19 protein-coding genes are annotated in these 18,556 nt (G+C 66.7%); 13 read left to right on the forward strand and 6 right to left on the reverse strand.

What is annotated here, in order from left to right; translation table 11 throughout:
* Positions 1-10: 10 nt before the first annotated feature.
* From CKW06_RS09725 to CKW06_RS09735, 3 genes are all read left to right on the forward strand, one after another.
* Positions 11-1,252, forward strand: coding sequence for a lipoprotein-releasing ABC transporter permease subunit (locus CKW06_RS09725; protein ID WP_024958616.1), 1,242 nt, complete (start codon positions 11-13; stop codon positions 1,250-1,252).
* Positions 1,245-1,958: a lipoprotein-releasing ABC transporter ATP-binding protein LolD gene (gene lolD, locus CKW06_RS09730; RefSeq protein WP_024958615.1), complete on the forward strand. Its 714-nt coding sequence runs from the start codon at positions 1,245-1,247 to the stop codon at positions 1,956-1,958. The genes CKW06_RS09725 and lolD overlap by 8 nt, the downstream gene beginning before the upstream one ends.
* A gap of 221 nt (positions 1,959-2,179) precedes the next feature.
* On the forward strand, positions 2,180-2,629 hold the full coding sequence (locus CKW06_RS09735; RefSeq protein WP_024958614.1) for a DUF6491 family protein: 450 nt from the start codon (positions 2,180-2,182) through the stop codon (positions 2,627-2,629).
* Between the two features lie 74 nt (positions 2,630-2,703).
* Here the strand turns inward: CKW06_RS09735 and CKW06_RS09740 are convergent, their stop codons facing one another.
* From CKW06_RS09740 to ftsY, 3 genes are all read right to left on the reverse strand, one after another.
* On the reverse strand, positions 2,704-2,973 hold the full coding sequence (locus tag CKW06_RS09740) for an oxidative damage protection protein (RefSeq protein WP_014036808.1): 270 nt from the start codon (positions 2,971-2,973) through the stop codon (positions 2,704-2,706).
* A gap of 5 nt (positions 2,974-2,978) precedes the next feature.
* Positions 2,979-4,103, reverse strand: coding sequence for an A/G-specific adenine glycosylase (mutY, locus tag CKW06_RS09745; RefSeq protein ID WP_024958613.1), 1,125 nt, complete (start codon positions 4,101-4,103; stop codon positions 2,979-2,981).
* 120 nt (positions 4,104-4,223) lie between these two features.
* Positions 4,224-5,546 carry a signal recognition particle-docking protein FtsY gene (gene ftsY, locus CKW06_RS09750; protein ID WP_024958612.1) on the reverse strand — a complete coding sequence of 441 codons (1,323 nt, stop codon included), beginning with the start codon at positions 5,544-5,546 and terminating at the stop codon, positions 4,224-4,226.
* A 129-nt stretch (positions 5,547-5,675) separates the two neighbouring features.
* Here ftsY and CKW06_RS09755 point away from each other — a divergent pair, with 129 nt between their 5' ends.
* Positions 5,676-5,975 carry a hypothetical protein gene (locus CKW06_RS09755; protein ID WP_024958611.1) on the forward strand — a complete coding sequence of 100 codons (300 nt, stop codon included), beginning with the start codon at positions 5,676-5,678 and terminating at the stop codon, positions 5,973-5,975.
* Between the two features lie 233 nt (positions 5,976-6,208).
* Here the strand turns inward: CKW06_RS09755 and htpG are convergent, their stop codons facing one another.
* On the reverse strand, positions 6,209-8,098 hold the full coding sequence (gene htpG / locus CKW06_RS09760) for a molecular chaperone HtpG (protein WP_024958610.1): 1,890 nt from the start codon (positions 8,096-8,098) through the stop codon (positions 6,209-6,211).
* Positions 8,099-8,723: 625 nt separating this feature from the next.
* On the opposite strand from htpG, the gene rsmD reads away from it, so the two are divergent.
* The 6 genes from rsmD to CKW06_RS09790 all read left to right on the forward strand — a co-directional run bounded on the left by rsmD (position 8,724) and on the right by CKW06_RS09790 (position 13,539).
* Positions 8,724-9,302, forward strand: a complete 579-nt coding sequence (rsmD, locus tag CKW06_RS09765) for a 16S rRNA (guanine(966)-N(2))-methyltransferase RsmD (RefSeq protein WP_024958357.1) — start codon at positions 8,724-8,726, stop codon at positions 9,300-9,302.
* 26 nt (positions 9,303-9,328) lie between these two features.
* A complete protein-coding gene (coaD, locus tag CKW06_RS09770) occupies positions 9,329-9,838 on the forward strand; it encodes a pantetheine-phosphate adenylyltransferase (RefSeq protein WP_005409091.1) in 510 nt (169 codons plus the stop codon).
* 60 nt (positions 9,839-9,898) lie between these two features.
* A complete protein-coding gene (locus CKW06_RS09775) occupies positions 9,899-10,390 on the forward strand; it encodes a hypothetical protein (protein WP_024958358.1) in 492 nt (163 codons plus the stop codon).
* Positions 10,391-10,522: 132 nt separating this feature from the next.
* Positions 10,523-10,804, forward strand: a complete 282-nt coding sequence (locus CKW06_RS09780) for a YfhL family 4Fe-4S dicluster ferredoxin (RefSeq protein WP_004153175.1) — start codon at positions 10,523-10,525, stop codon at positions 10,802-10,804.
* A complete protein-coding gene (gene ggt, locus CKW06_RS09785) occupies positions 10,801-12,531 on the forward strand; it encodes a gamma-glutamyltransferase (protein WP_024958359.1) in 1,731 nt (576 codons plus the stop codon). Before CKW06_RS09780 ends, ggt begins: the two co-directional genes overlap by 4 nt.
* 120 nt (positions 12,532-12,651) lie before the next feature.
* Entirely contained in the window at positions 12,652-13,539 is an 888-nt protein-coding gene (locus CKW06_RS09790) for an MBL fold metallo-hydrolase (RefSeq protein ID WP_005412984.1), read from the forward strand.
* Positions 13,540-13,846: 307 nt separating this feature from the next.
* Here CKW06_RS09790 and CKW06_RS09795 read toward each other — a convergent pair whose 3' ends face one another.
* Entirely contained in the window at positions 13,847-14,140 is a 294-nt protein-coding gene (locus tag CKW06_RS09795) for a PsiF family protein (RefSeq protein WP_005409096.1), read from the reverse strand.
* A 60-nt stretch (positions 14,141-14,200) separates the two neighbouring features.
* On the opposite strand from CKW06_RS09795, the gene CKW06_RS09800 reads away from it, so the two are divergent.
* Complete coding sequence (locus CKW06_RS09800) at positions 14,201-14,626, forward strand: ArsR/SmtB family transcription factor (protein ID WP_229295627.1); 426 nt, start codon at positions 14,201-14,203, stop codon at positions 14,624-14,626.
* Positions 14,607-15,086, forward strand: coding sequence for an SRPBCC family protein (locus tag CKW06_RS09805; RefSeq protein ID WP_024956419.1), 480 nt, complete (start codon positions 14,607-14,609; stop codon positions 15,084-15,086). The genes CKW06_RS09800 and CKW06_RS09805 overlap by 20 nt, the downstream gene beginning before the upstream one ends.
* Positions 15,087-15,149: 63 nt before the next feature.
* Here the strand turns inward: CKW06_RS09805 and upp are convergent, their stop codons facing one another.
* Positions 15,150-15,782 carry a uracil phosphoribosyltransferase gene (gene upp / locus CKW06_RS09810; RefSeq protein ID WP_005409099.1) on the reverse strand — a complete coding sequence of 211 codons (633 nt, stop codon included), beginning with the start codon at positions 15,780-15,782 and terminating at the stop codon, positions 15,150-15,152.
* A gap of 216 nt (positions 15,783-15,998) precedes the next feature.
* Here upp and CKW06_RS09815 point away from each other — a divergent pair, with 216 nt between their 5' ends.
* Complete coding sequence (locus CKW06_RS09815) at positions 15,999-18,533, forward strand: TonB-dependent receptor (RefSeq protein WP_264301586.1); 2,535 nt, start codon at positions 15,999-16,001, stop codon at positions 18,531-18,533.
* Positions 18,534-18,556: the final 23 nt, after the last annotated feature.

Raw genomic sequence — 18,556 nt, forward strand, 5'->3', positions numbered from 1 at the left:
GCGTGCCTGCATGTTCAAACCCATTCCCGTGGCCATTGGCCTGCGCTACCTGCGCGCCAAGCGCCGCAACGGCTTCATCTCCTTCATCTCGATGGCATCGATCCTGGGCATCGCGCTCGGCGTTACGGTGCTGATCACCACGCTGGCGGTGATGAGCGGTTTCCAGAAGGAAATCCGCAGCCGCCTGCTGCAGATGACCGCCCACACCACCATCAGCCGTGACGGCGAGCCGATGCCGGACTGGATGCGCGTGGTCGATGTGGCCCGCAAGGATCCGCGCGTGGCCGGTGCCGCGCCGTACATCGAGATCCAGTCGATGATCAGCGGCCCGCGCGTGCAGGGTGCGATCATCCAGGGCATCGATCCGGCGCTGGAGCCGAAAGTCTCGGTGATCGACAGGAAGGTCACCAAGGGCAGCTATGACAGCCTCACGCCGGGCAGCTTCAACCTGCTGCTGGGCAAGGAGCTGGCGATCTGGCTCGGCGTGGACGTGGGTGATCAGGTACTGGTGACGTTCGCCGAAGTGCAGGGCACGCCTGCCGGCGCGGTGCCACGAATGAAACGCTTCACCGTAAGCGGCACCTTCGAGGCCGGCTACAACGAGGTCGACCGCGGCGTCGGCTTCGCCAACATGAAGGATCTGGAGCGCGTGCTGCGCAGCGATGGTGCCACCGGCGTGCGGCTGAAACTGCACGACATGGACCGCTCGCTGGAAGTGGGTGTGGACCTGGCGCAGAACCTTGGTGGCGCGTACCGCGTGAGTGACTGGACCCAGCAGAACGCCAACCTCTACCACTCGCTGCGCATGGAGAAGGTGGTGATGGGCATCCTGCTGTCGCTGATCATCGCCATGGGCGCCTTCAACCTTGTTTCGTCGCAGGTGATGCTGGTCACCGACAAGCAGGCCGACATCGCCATCCTGCGCACCCTTGGCCTGACCCCGGGCGGGGTGATGCAGGTGTTCATGGTGCAGGGTTCGCTGATCGGCATCTTCGGCACGCTGGCCGGCCTGATCGGCGGCATTACCCTGACCCTCAACCTGGAGCGCATCCTCGGCGCCATCGAGAGCGTGTTCAACGTCAAGCTGCTGCCGGAGGATGTGTACTACATCACCGGCCTGCCGACCGACATGCAGACCGGCGACGTGGTGGCGATCACCGTGGTCGCGCTGCTGATGAGCTTCTTGGCCACCCTGTATCCCGCCTGGCGGGCAGCACGCACCCAGCCGGCGGAGGCCCTGCGTTATGAATAAGGTCTTCAACCGCGGCGATGAGGTGATCCGCGCCGAAGCACTGGGCAAGACCTACGCCGAAGGGCGCATGCAGACCCCGGTGTTCGATGGCCTGGGCCTGACCGTGACCGCCGGCGAAACCGTGGCGATCATCGGCGCCTCCGGCGCCGGCAAGAGCACGCTGCTGCACCTGCTGGGCGGCCTCGACATTCCGACCGCCGGCGAGGTCTATGTGACCGGCCAGCGCATGTCGGCGCTGTCGGACACCGCGCGTGGCCTGCTGCGCAACCAGGCGCTGGGCTTCGTCTACCAGTTCCATCACCTGCTTCCGGAGTTCACGGCGCTGGAAAACGTGATGATGCCGGTGCTTCTGGCCGGCACCGCGGTGGCCGAGGCGAGCAGCCGGGCCACCACGCTGCTGGAAGCGGTCGGCCTCGGCCATCGCCTGGACCACAAGCCGGGCGAGCTGTCCGGTGGCGAGCGGCAGCGTGCTGCGGTGGCACGAGCACTGGTCAATCACCCGGCCTGCGTGCTCGGTGACGAGCCGACCGGCAACCTGGATGACCGCACGGCGGCCACGGTGTTCGAGCTGATGCTGGAACTGAATCGTGCGCGCCACACCAGCCTGGTGCTGGTCACCCACGACCGCAGCCTGGCGCGCCGCCTGGACCGGGTGCTGGAGCTGCGCGAAGGGCGCCTGCACGCACTGGCCCACGCCGACGTCTGAGGCGCCGGGCCCGCTTTGGTGGAAGCCGACCTTGGTCGGCTGCTCCTGTAGGGCAAGCGCCAACCAAGGTTGGTGACTACCGGAATCCGGAGCCTTGGGTCTGCTTTGGTAGAGGCCGACCTTGGTCGACCGCCGACCGGCGCCTGAATGGGGCTGCCGGTCGTCGCGCCGGCACTGCCGGCCCAGGCGCATGATGGCGACAGTTCCCCGAGGAGATCGCCATGAAGACCCCGATCCTGATGGCCGGACTCTGCCTGGCCTTGGCCGCCTGCGCGACCACCGGCCGGCTCAGCAGCGCCGAGAAGCTTGACCTTTACCGTGCCCACGCCGGTGCGCCGCAGAACGACATGCAGTTCTTCGGCACCCTCAATGGCTGGACCGAACTGGGCGACAGCGCGCTGGCGGTATGGACGCGTCCCAGTGAGGCCTATCTGCTGGAATTGAGGGGGGCGTGCCAGGACCTGCCATATGCCACGGCCATCGGCCTGACCAGTCAGATGAATCGTGTTTCGGCGCGCTTCGACAAGGTGCTGGTGCGCGACCCCACGGGCGGCCCGCGCATGCCATGTTTCATCGACAAAATCCGCAAGCTGGACGTGAAGGCGCTGCGCACGTCGGAGCAGGAGCTGCGCCAGGCGCAGGTGCAGGAGCGCGAGGAAAACACGAAATAGCGCGGTAGTGCCGGCCGCTGGCCGGCATCGCGCAGATGCCAGGTTGCCGGCCAGCGGCCGGCACTACCTGTGCGTCAGGCTTCCGGGGTGAAGCCTGCCGGCTTTTCCGCGTCCTTCTCGAACAGGAACTTGACCAGTTCGCCTTCAAGGAACGCGCGATGTTCCGGCGTGCGCGGCGACAGGCGGTTTTCGTTGATCAGCATGGTCTGGTGCGCCAGCCATGCGGCCCAGGCCTGCTTGCCGATGTTGTTGAAGATGCGCTGGCCCAGCTCGCCGGGGTAGGGCACGAAGTCCAAACCTTCGGCATCGCGTTGTTCGTACTGGCAGAAGACGGTTCGGGGCATGGCACTCACTCGTGGTTGCGGGGTTTCTTGGTAGTTCGTTTCGGCGTCTTGATCGTGGCGCCGTCGAGCAGTTTGCGGATCGGCGCCGGCAGGCCCAGCGCGGGCAGTTCGTCGCTGGCGACCCAGCGCAGCGTGGGTTCTTCCACGCGCAGGCCGTTCACCCGGCGCGACAGTACCTGCAGATGCAGCTTGTAGTGGCTGAAGGTGTGCTGCAGTACCGGCAGCTCTTCGGCATCTTCCAGCGAGCCGTCGACATGGGCATCGAACCAGTCCTGCAGCACGCTGCCGGCGTCGGCCTGCGGCAGCGTCCACAGCTGCGCCCAGATGCCGGTGTCCGGTCGCTTCTGCAGCAGCACGCGCTGCTGGGCGTCGCGCAGCAGCAGGGCCACTGCTTCGCGCTCGGGCAGGGTCTTGCTGGGCTTGGGCGTCGGCAGTTCGGCAGTGCGGCCTTCGCGGCGCGCCACGCACGCGTCCTGCAGTGGGCAGATCACGCAGGCGGGTCTGGCGCGGCTGCACACGGTCGCGCCCAGGTCCATCTGCGCCTGGGTGTAGTCGGCCATGCGCCCATTCGGCACCTGCGCCACGTGTGCTTCGGCCATCGCCCACAACTGCTTCTCGATGGCCGGCAGGCCCGGGAAGCCGTCGATGCCGTGGTAACGGCTGAGCACGCGCTTGACGTTGCCATCGAGGATCGCGAACGGATCGTTCCAGGCTTGGCTGAGGATCGCACCGGCGGTGCTGCGGCCGATGCCGGGCAGGGCATGCAGCGCGTCGAAGTCACGTGGCAGGTCGCCGTCGTGCAGTTCGACGCAGCGCTTGGCTGCCGCGTGCAGGTTGCGTGCGCGGGCGTAGTAGCCGAGCCCCGCCCACTGCGCCATCACCGCGTCGTTGCTGGCGGCAGCGAGGTCGGGCAGGATCGGGAAGTGCTGCAGGAACCGCTGGAAGTACGGGATGACCGTGTTCACCTGGGTCTGCTGCAGCATGATTTCCGACAACCAGACCCGATAGGGGCTGCGCGGATGCTGCCAGGGCAGATCGTGGCGACCGTGGTCGTCGAACCAGTGCAGCAGGCGGGCGACGAAGTCGTCGGTCTGCGCGGTTCCGGCGCTGGCGTGCGGCTGGCGGGGCATCGGTATTCCGGAGGTGGGCAGCCACCCATGGGGTGGCTCTACTGTGGTGGGTGCCGCCGCGATGAACCCCGCGTGGCCCGGAGCGCAGTAGAGCCACGCCATGCGTGGCTGCACGGTGTATCAACCGCCCAGCGCTTCGGGCAGCAGGGCGTCGACGAAGGCTTCCGGGTCGAATACGCGCAGGTCTTCCGGGCGCTCGCCGATGCCGGCGAAGCGGATCGGAATGCCGAACTCGCGGGCCAGCGCGAACACCACGCCACCCTTGGCGGTGCCGTCCAGCTTGGTCACCACCAGGCCGGTCACGTTCACCGCGGCATTGAACTGGCGCAGCTGCGACAGCGCGTTCTGGCCGGTGGTGCCGTCGATCACCATCAGCACTTCGTGTGGTGCGGTGGGGTCGATCTTGCCGAGCACACGGCGGATCTTGCCCAGCTCGTTCATCAGGCCGGACTGGGTGTGCAGGCGGCCGGCGGTATCGGCGATCAGCACCGAGGTGCCGCGGGCCTTGCCGGCCTGCAGCGCATCGAATGCCACCGAAGCGGCATCGGCGTTCTGTCCCTGCGCGACCACGGCCACGCCGTTGCGCTCGCCCCAGGCCTGCAACTGGGCCACGGCGGCGGCACGGAAGGTATCGCCGGCGGCCAGCATCAGGCTGTGGCCTTCATCCTTGAAGCGCTTGGCCAGCTTGCCGATGGTGGTGGTCTTGCCGACGCCGTTGACGCCGACGGTCAGCACCACGAAGGGCTTGGCGTTGCGGTCGATCACCAGCGGCTTGGCCACCGGCTGCAGGATTGCGATCAGTTCGCTGCGCAGTGCGGCCAGCAGGGCGTTGGCATCGGCGAACTCGCGCGCCTTCATGCGCTTGCGCAGGCCCTCGACCAGATCGGTGGTGGCACCCACGCCGACATCGGCGGTGATCAATGCGGTTTCCAGCTCGTCCAGCAGGTCGTCGTCGAGCTTGGGGTTGCGCGAGAACAGGCCGCCAAAGCTGCGCGCGATGACGCTGTTGCGCAGGCGTTCGCGCCAGCCGGGCTTGCCGGCAGTTGCAGGCACGGCATCGACCGAGGCGGCGGCCGGCAGGTCGTCGGTGGCCGGTACCGGTGCCGGGGAGGGCTCAGGCACCGGTGCGGGTGCCGGTTCGATGGCCGGGGTCGCGATGGGGGCGACGTCGATCTGCGCCGTCGGCGCAGGAGCTGCCGGAACCGGTGCGGCTGGGGTCGGAATCACCGGGGTGGGCTCGACAGCGACCGGAACGGCGGCTGCCGGTGGCGGCTCGACTGGTGCAGGCTCGGCCGGTACGGCTACCGGTGCCGGCTCCTTGTCCTCGACCGGCGCGGTCGACGGGAACGCCGCCGCCAGCTCTTCAGCCGAGTAGTGCTGGGTCTTGGGAGCCTCCGTTGCGGGGGCATCCTGGGGCTTCTTGCGGCGGAAAAAACTGAGCATTGGCAAAAGGCGCTGAAATCAGAGGGATATGCTACCACTCGGGCCTGTCGGGCCGATGTGGACTCAAGGTCGCGGCCCGCCGGCCGTTAACCGGTCCGGAGGGCTGCGCGGAGCGGCCCGGAGACCGCCATGAACAACGTGATGGGAATCGCCCTCAGCGGGATGCGCGCGGCCCAGCAGGGCGTGCAGGTGGCTGCGCACAACGTGGCCAACCTGGCGACTCCCGATGCCCAGCGCCTGCAGCTGCAGCGTAGTGCGGTGGAGCAGGGCGGGGTACAGGCCGCGGTGACCCCTACCGGCGCCGATGTCAGTGCACCACTGGGTGATCTGCTGGCAGCGAAAGCCGAAGTGGTGGCCTTCGCCGCCAATGCCACGGTGATCCGCCGCCAGGACCAGATGCTGGGCTCGCTGCTGGATCGGGAGGTCTGAGCCGCCCGGCTTTGGTGGGTGTCAACCTTGGTTGACACGCTCGCCCCCCTGGTGGGTGCCAACCTTGGTTGGCACGCTCGATCCGCCTGGTGGGTGCCAACCTTGGTTGGCACGCTCGACTCGCCTGGTAGGTGCCAACCTTGGTTGGCACGCTTTTGGGGCGCCAACCAAGGTTGGCCTCTACCAGAGCATCGCCGGGTAGACCGGGCCATGCCCGGCGCCCCCCCTGTCGATCAGGCCGACAGCTCAAGCAGCAGCTTGTTCAGGCGCGCCACATAGGCGCCCGGGTCCTTCAGGCTGTCGCCGGCGGCCAGCGCGGCCTGGTCGAACAGCACCCGGCCCAGATCGTCGAAGCGCGCGCCATCGGCTTCGGCATCGAGCTTGGCGATCAGCGGGTGGCCCGGGTTGATCTCCAGCACCGGCTTGCTGTCCGGCACCTTCTGCCCGCTGGCTTCCAGGATCTGGCGCATCTGCAGGCCCAGGTCCTGTTCGCCGATGGCCAGCACCGCCGGCGAATCGGTCAGGCGGTGCGACACGCGCACTTCGGCCACGTCATCGCCCAGCACCGCCTTCAGGCGCTCGACCAGACCCTGCTTGTTCTTCGCTGCCGCTTCCTGCTCCTGCTTGTCCGCTTCGGTTTCCAGCGCGCCCAGGTCCAGGTCGCCACGAGCGATGTCGACGAAGCCCTTGCCGTCGAAATCGGTCAGGTAGCCCATCAGCCACTCGTCGATGCGGTCGGTCAGCAGCAGCACTTCCACGCCCTTCTTGCGGAACACTTCCAGGTGCGGGCTGTTGCGCACCTGGCTGTAGCTCTCGCCGGTCAGGTAATAGATCTTGTTCTGGCCTTCGGTCATGCGGCCGAGGTAATCGGCCAGCGACACGCTCTGCGCATCGCCGTCGCCACGGGTGGAGGCGAAGCGCAGCAGGCCGGCCACCTTCTCGCGGTTGTTGTAGTCCTCGGCCGGGCCTTCCTTCAGCACCTGGCCGAATTCCTTCCAGAACGTGGCGTACTGCTCGGGCTTGTCGGCGGCCAGCTTCTCCAGCATGTCCAGCGAGCGCTTGGTCAGCGCCGCCTTCATCGAATCGATGACCGGGCCGGACTGCAGGATCTCGCGCGAGACATTCAGCGACAGGTCGTTGGAGTCGACCACGCCCTTGATGAAGCGCAGGTACAGCGGCAGGAACTGCTCGGCCTGGTCCATCACGAACACGCGCTGCACGTACAGCTTCAGGCCCTTGGGCGCATCGCGGTGATACAGGTCGAACGGCGCGCGGCCGGGCACATACAGCAGCGAGGTGTACTCCAGCTTGCCTTCGACCTTGTTGTGGCTCCACGCCAGCGGATCGCTGTGGTCGTGTGCCACGTGCTTGTAGAACTCGGTGTACTCGGCGTCGCTGATCTCGGTGCGCGGGCGGGTCCACAGCGCGCTGGCGCGGTTGACGGTCTCCCACTCGCCGGCAGCGCCGTCTTCGCCTACCTTCGGCATCTGGATCGGCAGGCCGATGTGGTCCGAATACTTCTTGAGAATGCTGCGCAGGCGCCAGCCATCGGCGAAGTCGTGCTCGCCGTCCTTCAGGTGCAGGACGATGCGGGTGCCGCGTTCGGCCTTGTCGATGGTGGCGACATCGAAATCGCCTTCGCCACGCGAGGTCCAGCGCACGCCCTCGGCGGCGGCCAGGCCGGCGCGGCGCGAGGTCACTTCCACTTCGTCGGCGACGATGAAGGCGCTGTAGAAGCCGACGCCGAACTGGCCGATCAGCTGCGAATCCTTCTTCTGGTCGCCGGACAGCTGGCGGAGGAAATCGCCGGTGCCGGACTTGGCGATCGTGCCGAGGTGGGCGATGGCTTCGGCGCGGCTCATGCCGATGCCGTTGTCTTCGATGGTGATGGTGTGGGCGGCGGGGTCGAAGCTGACGCGCACGCGCAGCTCGCTGTCGCCTAACAGCAGGGCCGGCTGGGTCAGGGCTTCGAAGCGCAGCTTGTCGGCGGCGTCGGCGGCATTGGAGACCAGCTCGCGGAGGAAGATTTCCTTGTTGGAGTACAGCGAGTGGATCATCAGCTGCAGCAGCTGCTTGACTTCGGTCTGGAAGCCAAGGGTTTCGGTCTGGGTGGTCTCGGTCATCGATAAGGCTCCATGTGCAATGCCGCGCCAGCGCGTGCGGCCTCGCCAAGGGGTATGGCTGATTGTCCCGAAATCAAGGGTTGGTCGGCAGGGCTTGCAGCCCTGCACCTGCAGAGGCCGAAGCAGCAGCAACAGCAACAGCAACAGCGGGCTATCCGTGGGATGGCGGGGCGGTGTGGGTGGGCAGGACACGCCGTGAACCCGTCCCTGGGGGCTCGATGGCGCCATCCATGGCGCCAACGGTCCTGCCAACCCACACCGCCCCGCCTCTGACAGGTTCCCGGTGACGGTGGCAACGGCTGGGCTTCTGATCTCATCAATTCCTTCGATATCTGACAGATGTTCATCCACGCATGGCGTGGATCTACTGCAGATCGCAGGAAACTGTCGAAGGCGGGGTGGGGCCGGTTGAGGGGGCGTGAGCCGCATGGATGCGGCGACCGAGCTTACATGGACGTACTTGCAGCGTCCCCCTCGACCGGACCCACCCCGCCAATCCACAGGAAACCAGCTTTTGAAGTTGCTTCGGCCGTTGCTGTGGCTTCTGCGGGTGCCGGCCGCGGGCCGGCCGAACTACAATCCCGCTCATGCTGAAATTCTCGAATGAACCCCGCCGGGGGCGCCTGTGAGCGGCCGTGGGAGCAACGACGGCCAGGTCCGCATCATCGGCGGTCGCTGGCGCAATACCCGCCTGCCGGTGCCGACCCTGCCGGGGCTGCGGCCCAGCAGTGACCGCGTGCGCGAGACCCTTTTCAACTGGTTGATGCCCAGACTGGGCGGCGCGCGGGTGCTGGACCTGTTCGCCGGCAGTGGCGCGCTGGGCCTGGAGGCGGTCTCGCGCGGTGCCGCCCACGCCATCCTGGTCGAGCGCGACGCGCAGCTGGGACGCAACCTGACCGCGGCCGTGGCCAAGCTCCAGGCCGCCGACCAGATCACCGTGGTGCAGGCCGATGCCCTGCGCTGGCTGCAGGGCGCACCCGCGCAGCAGGCCGATCTGGTCTTCATCGACCCGCCGTTCGCCGATGGCCTGTGGCAGGACGTGCTGGCGCAGCTGCCGCGGCACCTGGCCGCCGATGCCTGGCTGTACCTGGAATCGCCGGCCGGCCACGTGCCGGTGCTGCCGCCGGACTGGCTGCTGCACCGCGAGGGCGGTACCCGCGAGGTGCGCTTTGCCCTGTACCGCCGCGCCACTGCTACACTTTGACCTCATCTGAACATCTGCATCCGCCCATGACCGTGGCCAACCGCCGCATTGCCGTCTATCCCGGCACGTTCGACCCGATCACCAACGGTCATATCGACCTGGTCAGCCGGGCCGCGCCGCTGTTTGAAAAGGTCGTGGTGGGCGTGGCGCAGAGCCCGTCCAAGGGCCCGGCGCTACCGCTGGAGCAGCGCGTGCAGCTGGCGCGTGGCGCACTGGGCCACCATGGCAACGTCGAGGTCATCGGCTTCGACACCCTGCTGGCCCATTTCGTCCGTTCGGTCCAGGGTGGGGTGCTGCTGCGCGGCCTGCGCGCGGTGTCCGACTTCGAGTACGAGTTCCAGATGGCCAGCATGAACCGCCACCTGATCCCCGAGGTCGAGACCCTGTTCCTGACCCCGGCCGAGCAGCACAGCTTCATTTCGTCCTCGCTGGTCCGCGAGATCGCGCGCCTGGGCGGCGACGTGTCCGGCTTCGTGCCGGCCGCGGTGCTCGAAGCCCTGCGCAAGGTCCGCGAAGCGAAGGCGGCACAGTCGTAAGCCCCGCTGTACCCGCACCCCATTACGTACAACACCACGCACCATTCCGGGAGGAAACCCATGAACACCACCATGCGCGCGATGCTGATCGCTTCGTTGGCCCTGGCCTTCACCGCTTGCAAGAAGGAAGAGGCCGCTCCGGTCGACGAGGCCAAGCAGGCCCTGGTCGCCCCGGCCAAGGACGACGATGCAGGCTGGAAGAAGTACCTGCAGGAAGTGGCGATCCAGAACATGGGCAACATCAACAACAGCCCGTTCCTGTACTACCTCTCCCCGGAATCGGACCCGGACTTCCAGTCCAAGTACGAGCGCCAGACCGAGAGCGCGACCCAGGCCGTGGCCCGTGGCGTGCAGCCGGGCAACATGCTGGCCTTCGGTTCGTCGGCCTCGGGCAAGATGGCTGACATGATCCAGGCCGTGTTCAAGGACGTGTCGCCGGATTCGATGAAGGGCGTGCGCGTCGTCTTCATCGGCCAGTCGGCCGACAACGCCCGTGTGCAGGCTGCGATCCAGCCGACCGGCGCCGAGTACATTTTCGTCGAAGCCAAGTAAGACCGAGCCATGGCGGCCATGCTCCGGCATGGCCCGGGCGGCGTCCTGCAAGGGCGCCGCTGATGACCTGACCGGCCCGCGCGCCCGCGCTGGCCGGTCCTTTGTCCCAGGGCGCGGGCGAGGAGTATCGCCGTGTCGCTGAAAATCAACGAGCTCTGCGTCAACTGCGACGTATGCGAGCCGGCCTGCCCGAACCAGGCCATTGCGATGGGTGAAACCATCTACGTGATCGACCCTGCGCGCTGCACCGAATGCGTGGGCCATTTCGACGAGCCACAGTGCGTGGTCGTCTGCCCGGTCGAGTGCATCGACCCGGACCCGGAGATCGTGGAAACGGAAGACCAGCTGCTGGCCAAGCTGCGCCAGCTGCAGCACGATCACCCCGAACTCTATGCGGAGCCCCCATCCGAATGAAGACGCTGATCGTCCGACCCCTGCTGCTGCTCGGCCTGCTGCTGAGCCCGATCGCCTGGGCTGACAGCCCGGCCCGTGCCGAACGCCCCGATGGCGCGGCCATTGCCAGTGGCCATGCGCTGGCGACCCAGGCCGGCATCGACATCCTGGCGCAGGGTGGCAATGCCTTCGACGCCGCGGTGGCGGTATCGTCCACGCTGGCGGTGGTCGAGCCGATCAGTTCCGGGCTGGGCGGTGGTGGCTTCTTCCTGCTGCACGACGCGGCCACCGGCAAGGACGTGATGCTGGACGCGCGCGAGACCGCGCCGGCCGCGGCAACGCCGCAGGCCTTCCTCGACAAGCAGGGCAACCTCGACCGTGACCGCTCGGTCAACGGTGCGTGGTCGGCCGGTATTCCGGGCCTGCCTGCGGCGCTGGTCGAGCTGTCGGCCAAGCACGGCAAGCTGCCGCTGTCTGCATCGCTGCAGCCGGCGATCCGCATCGCGCGCGAAGGCTTCCCGGTCTACGACCGCATGGCCAAGGGCTATGCCTCTCGCCGTGAGGTGATGGAGCGCTATCCCGGCACCCGTGAGGTCTACCTGCGCAACGGCAAGCCGATCGCCAGCGGTGACCTGTTCAAGCAGCCGGAGCTGGCACAGACGCTGGAGCGCTTGGCCGCAGGTGGCTTCGATGGCTTCTACAAGGGCCAGACCGGAAAGCTGTTGCTGGCCGGCGTGAAGCAGGCCGGCGGCAAGTGGACCGCTGAAGAGCTGGCCGGCTATCGCGTGAAGCAGCGCGAACCGATCGTGTTCAACTACAACGGCTGGAAGATCACCACCGCGCCGCCGCCGTCGTCCGGTGGCATCGCGCTGGCCAGCATGCTGCAGATCCTGGAAGGCTGGGACATCAACAAGATGGACCCGGCGCACCGCACCCACCTGGTGGTGGAGTCGATGCGCCGTGCCTACCGCGACCGCACCTTCTTCCTCGGCGATCCGGACTTCGTGCAGATCCCGCAGAAGGTGCTGACCAGCAAGGACTACGCACAGGGCCTGCGGGCGACCATCCATCCGGAGAAGGCCACGCCCAGCGACCTGCTGTCGGGCAACCCGACCCCGCTGGAAGACGACGAGACCACGCACTTCTCGATCATCGACCGTGACGGCAACCGGGTCGGCGCGACCCAGACCGTCAACCTGCTGTACGGCTCGGGGCTGATTCCGAAGGGCACCGGCGTGCTGCTGAACAACGAGATGGACGACTTCGCGCTGAAGCCGGGCACGCCCAACGCGTTCGGCGTGATGGGCTACGAGGCCAATGCGCCGAAGGCGGGCAAGCGCATGCTCAGCTCGATGACCCCGACCTTCATGGAGAACGCCGACAAGGTGGTGGTGCTGGGCACCCCGGGTGGCAGCCGCATCATCACCATGGTGCTGCTGGGTATCCTCGGCTACGACGCCGGCCTGGACGCGCAGCAGGTTGCCGCGCTGCCGCGCTACCACCACCAGTGGTTGCCGGACCTGATCGAAGCCGAGGACGATGCATTCGACGCGGCCACGGTGAAGCAGCTGCAGGCGATGGGTCACAAGATCGACCTGCCGGGCAATGTGGCCGCCGGGGGCCGCGGGTCCAGCCACGTGTGGGGCAACCTGCAGACCGTGGAATGGGACCGGAAGGCCAACAAGCTGTTTGGCGGCAGCGACCCGCGCAACCCGGTGGGCAGCGCCCTGGTCGTGCCGGCACGCTGATCCGGTCGGGCCGGCCGCTGGCCGCCAATCTGGCTGTTTACCGAAACCCCGCCCTTGACGGCGGGGTTTTCTGTTTCCTTTCTAGCGATTATTTAACGAGCCGGCGCCGATAATCGACACATGAAACTCTGGTCTATTCGTGGAAACTCGCAGCGCCTCGACGGCGGCGCGATGTTCGGCAACGCGCCGCGCGCGTTGTGGGAAAAATGGGCGGCACCGGACGAGCTCAATCGCATCGAGCTGGCCTGCCGTGCGCTGCTTGCCAGCCCGCTGGAAGGCAAGACCGTGCTGTTTGAAACCGGTATCGGGGCGTTCTTCGATCCGCGCATGCGTGAGCGCTATGGCGTGCAGGAAAGCCAGCACGTACTGATCGATTCGCTGCGCGAAGCAGGTTTCGAGCACGAGGACATTGATGTCGTCGTGCTCAGCCACCTGCATTTCGATCATGCCGGTGGCCTGCTGGCGGCATGGAGCGAAGGGCGTGAGCCGGAACTGCTGTTCCCCAATGCGACCTATGTGGTCGGTGCGCAGCATTGGCAGCGCGCCATGCAGCCGCATCCGCGCGACCGTGCCAGCTTCATTCCGGAGCTGCCTGGCCTGCTGCAGGCCAGCGGTCGCCTGGAAGTGGTGGACGGCGAGTATTCGAAGGTTCTGGGTCGCAGCGTTCGCTTCAGCTACAGCGATGGCCACACGCCGGGGTTGATGCTGGCCGAGATCGTCGGCCACGCGCACGCCGGCGAAGATGCGCACGGCGGGGTGGTGTTCTGTGCCGACCTGATCCCGGGGCGCTCATGGGTACACGTGCCGATCACCATGGGCTACGACCGCAATGCCGAGCTCCTGATCGACGAGAAGCGGCAGTTCCTTGAGGACAAGCTGGCGCGCAACGTGCATCTGTTTTTCACCCACGACCCGCAGGTGGCGCTGGCGCAGCTGGGTCGCGATGACAAGGGGCGTTTCGTGACCCTGCACGAGCAGGGTGAACTGAAGGCGCGCGCGCTGGGGTGACGGGTGTTCGGCAGGGCTGCTCCCTGCACCTGCAGAAGCCGAAGCAAGATCAAGAACGGCATTCCGTGGGATGGCGGGGCGGTGTGGGTGGTCAGGACACGCCGTAAACCCATCCATGGGGCTCGATGGCGCCATCCACGGCGCCTGCCCACCCACACCGCCCCCACCTCTGACAGGTGGCCGGTGGCTATTGGTGGGTGCCGACCGTTGGTCGGCACATCTGTCAGATATCGATATTCAAATGGGGTCGAATGCCATTGCTGTGCAACGGGCTCTGCCCCCATTCGATTGAACTGGACGAGCGATGCTACGACGCCTTCAGGCAGCTGCTCATGAAGGTCTTGCGCGCGTCACCGGCCAGCTTCTTGGCACCCGCGTCAGCGTTGCACTTGCGCATGCGTTCCTGTTGCGCGTTGGCCGGCTTGGCTTCGGCAGCGTGGCCACTGAGGCAGGAACTCTGCGCGGTCTTGTAGGCGTCACCCTTCAAGCCCTTGTTCTTGGCCGAGCAGTCGGCCATGCGCTGCTGCTGCGGCGTGGTGGCATTGGCAGCCAGGGGCAGGCCGACCAGCAGGGCAGCGGCCAGCAGGAAAGAAGCTTTCATCGAGAGCACTCCAAGCGGTGGCGGGTGCGCGGAGCATTGGCCTGCAGGCAGCAAGGCCACGTGAAGAATCGTGCCTCGGCAGCGACCGCTTGCAGGGGCATTCAGATCGGCGTATTACTTAGCCATATGGGTAAGTATGATCCCGCCATTCAAGACGTGTTCCAGGCACTGGCCGACCCCACCCGATGCGCGATCGTGGCGGCGCTGGGGCAGGGGCCGCGCACGGTGTCGACCTTGGCCGAGCCTTTTGAGATGGCCTTGCCCTCGCTGATGAAGCATCTGGCCGTGCTGGAGCGCAGTGGCGTGGTGCGCAGTCGCAAGCAGGGGCGTGTACGCACCTGCGAACTGGTGCCGGAACGGTTGGGCCAGGCCGAGCAATGGCTGGCCGCGCAGCGCGTCGTGTGGGCAGCGCGCGCCGACCGCATGGTCGAGTTTGTCGAAACCCTTCACCGACAGGAGCAGGCCCATGGCCGTAGACGCAGGTAACAACCCCGAGACCGATCTGGTCATCAGTCGCGTACTGAACGCACCGCGCGCCGCCCTGTGGCGGGCGTGGACCGACCCGGAGCTGCTGCGCCAGTGGTGGTGCCCGAAGCCGTGGTCCACCGAAGTGCGTGCCTTCGACCTGCGCCCGGGCGGCGCCTTCCACACCTTCATGCAGGGCCCCGACGGCGGCAGCAGTGACAACCCGGGCAGCTTTCTGGAGATCGTGCCGCAGCAGCGTCTGGTGTTCACCTCGATGCTGGGACCGGGTTGGCGGCCGCAGTCACCGTGGCTGGGCTTCACCGCCATCATCTCGATGGAGGATGAGGGCCAGGGCTGTCGTTACACCGCGCAGGTGATGCACCCGGACAAGGCCCTGCGCGACCAGCATGAGCAGATGGGCTTCTTCGACGGCTGGAACACCGTCATCGGCCAGCTGGAAGCGTTCGCGGCCGGCCTGTAGGCCGGCATCCGGGGTGGGGTCAGAGCCCTTTCTGCGAAAGGGATCCGACCCCGGTTCACCGGATCAGCCGACGCGGGTACCGAAGATGCGGTCACCGGCATCGCCCAGGCCGGGCAGGATGTAGCCCTTGTCGTTGAGCTGGGCATCGATGGCCGCGGTGTAGATTTCCACGTCCGGATGCACGGCCTTGACTGCTTCGATGCCTTCCGGCGCGGCCACCAGGAAGATGCCCTTGATGCGGCGGGCGCCGGCACGCTTGAGCATGTCGATGGTGGCGATCAGGGTGCCGCCGGTGGCCAGCATCGGGTCCAGGATCAGCGCGTCGCGTTCTTCCAGGCGGCCGGTCAGGCGCTCGAAGTAGGGCACCGGCTGCAGGGTTTCCTCATCGCGCTGCAGGCCGACCACGCTGACGCGTGCCGCCGGGATCAGCGACAGCACGCCGCTGAGCATGCCAAGGCCGGCGCGCAGGATCGGCACCACGGTGATCTTGGCACCGGCGATGCGCTGCACGGTGACCGGGCCGGCCCAGCCGGGCAGGGTGTGCGGCTCGGTGTCCAGGTCGGCGGTGGCCTCGTAGGCCAGCAGCGTGCCGAGCTCGTTGGCCAGTTCGCGGAAATCCTTGGTGCTGAGCGCAGCGTTGCGCATCAGGCCGATCTTGTGCTGCACCAGCGGGTGGCGCACTTCGACGATCTTCATGGTCGGGAAGGGGGATAAGGAGAGAGGACGCCATTTTGCCGGATTGGGCGCCCAACCCCAAACCGGGGCCGGAGACGGCCTGCATGAAATGTGCAGATGCATGTCATTGCCATGCAACCTTGCGGACATACCGTGCAGACCCATTCTTAACAGGAATGGGGATTCCCAGTGCATATCAAGACTCCGTTGGCCGTTGCCATCACCCTGACCCTGGCGATGGGGGCTGCTGCACCACTGCAGGCCGCCGGGCAGCAGGCGGTCGCCGCCACCGGCGCAGTGGCCGCCGATGCGGTCGACCTGGACCGCATTGAAGTGCGCGCCCAGCTTGAATCGCAGATCCGCGCGGTGGACCTCAAGCGCAGCAGCAACGCCATCGAGGATGCGGTGTCGTCCGACGCGCTGGGCCAGTACCCGGACAAGAACGTGGCCGAGTCGCTGCAACGCCTGCCGGGCATCAGCGTGACGCGCGACCAGGGCGAGGGCCGCTACGTGGTCGTGCGCGGACTGGATGCCAACCTCAACAGCGTCAGCGTCGACGGCATCGCCATCGGCACACCGGACAACTCCAGCCGCGCCGCACCGATGGACGTGATCCCGTCCGATTCGACCGAGCGCCTGCGCGTGGTCAAATCGCCGACCCCGGACATGCCGGGCGACGCCATTGGCGGCGCGATCCTGGTCGAGACCGCCTCGGCGTTCGACCGCGAGGGCCGCAGCCTGCGTGGCAAGATCGAAGGCAGCCACCAGCAGCTTTCGGGCGAGACCAGCCCGAAGGCCGCGTTCAACTACAGCGAAGTGTTCAACGACACCTTCGGCATCGCCGCCGGCGTGAACTACCAGAAGCGGACGTTCGAATCGGACAACAGCGAAGTGGAGTACGGTGATGTCAGCGGGAACAAGGATCCGACCACCACCCGCCCGGGCGAAATCACCGCGCTGAACCTGCAGAACCGCAAGTACGAGATCGAGCGCAAGCGCATCGGCGCCAACCTCAATTTCGACTGGCGCCCGAACGAGGACAGCCGTTACTACCTGCGCACGCTGTACAGCCAGTTCGACGATGCCGAAACCCGCCAGCGCGTGATCTTCAACTTCAACAGCGCCGACATGATCGCCACCGGCACCGACCAGTATCGACTTGCCGGCATGCCGAAGGATTCGATCGACAAGCGCATGCGCTACCGGACCAAGGAAGAGAACACCTTCGCCGCCAGCCTGGGTGGCGAGAACAAGCTGACCGACGCGGTACTGGACTACAAGATCGGCTATACCCGCACCGAAGAACGCGTGGACGACGAGATCGAGTCGCGCTTCAAGCTCAACGGCAAGGCCTTCAATGGCACGTTGGACCAGCGCAGCCGCCTGCCCACCTACACCTTCGACAACGACCAGTGGCTGGACAACGCCAACTACAAATTCGACCGTGTGGTGGCCAAGCCGAAGAAGGTGGACGACGAGGAGCGCAGCGCGCAGGTCAACATCCGCTTCGACGGTGACAACAGCAGCTACAAGTTCGGCCTGCTCGGGCGTTGGCGCGACCGTGACGTGAATGTCGATGAAGCGTCGCTGCGCGTGGGTCCGGCGATCAAGCTCAGTGACTGGACCACCGGCTCGCCGGAACATCGCCACGGCCCGATGGGGCAGGGCATGGACTCGTCGGCGATGCGCAGCTACTGGTCGCAGCACGGTGGCGAATACAGCGCGCGTCCGCAGGACGTCGGTGGCAACGCCGCGACGTCTCTGGAAGGCGACTACACCGCGCGCGAAGACGTGTTCGCCAGCTATGCGATGGGCACCTGGGACATCGGTGCGCTGCGCGTGATCGGCGGCGTGCGTGTGGAGAACACCCGCTTCAGCGCCACCGGCAATCGCGTGGACGTGGCCAAGGACGGGCGCTCCTACACCGCGACCCGGGTCACCGCCAGCAAGAGCTACAACAACGTACTGCCGGGCCTGCACCTGCGTTACGACGCCAGCGACGACTGGGTGTTCCGCTTCGCTGCCAACAAGACGGTGGCGCGCCCGGGCTTCGGCGATGCCTCGCCGCGCATCGGCCTGGCCCGCAACGACAATGAAGTGCGCCTGGGCAACCCGGAGCTGGATCCGTACGAGTCGACCAACATCGACCTGTCGGTGGAGAAGTACATCGGCGACAGCGGCATCCTCTCGCTGGGCGTGTTCCACAAGTCGATCGACGGCTACATCGTGCAGGTCCGCCAGGCCGGCGCCGACGGCATCTACGACGGCCTGCCGGTGGTGACCTCGATCAATGGCGACAAGGCCAAGGTGCGCGGCGCCGAATTCAACTGGCAGCAGCAGCTGTCGTTCCTCCCGGCTGGCTGGGATGGCCTGCTGGTGGGTGCCAGCGGCACCTGGCTGGACACTGATTTCGACCCGGGCCTGGCCAAGCGCGCCGGTGAGGACTTCACCCTGCCGCGCGCCTCGAAGAACGTGTACAGCGCGCACATCGGTTACGAGAAGTACGGCCTGAGCACCCGCGTGGCAGCCGTGCACCGCAGCGAGTACCTGGATACCCTTGGTGCCGGCCGTGCCTTCGACATCTACGTAGCGCCGAACACCCAGCTCGACTTCTCGCTTGACTACAGGTTCACTCCGCGCGTGAGCATGTATTTCGAGGCACAGAACCTGCTGGACAAGCCGCTGGAGCTGTACCAGGGCACGCGCTCGCGCACCCTGCAGATGGAAGAATATGGCCGCACCTACGCACTGGGCCTGAAGGTGGCACTGTGAGCGGGCCTCGCATCACCCTGCTG

Origin of the sequence: Stenotrophomonas maltophilia (genome assembly GCF_900186865.1) — a bacterium.
GTDB lineage: Bacteria > Pseudomonadota > Gammaproteobacteria > Xanthomonadales > Xanthomonadaceae > Stenotrophomonas > Stenotrophomonas maltophilia.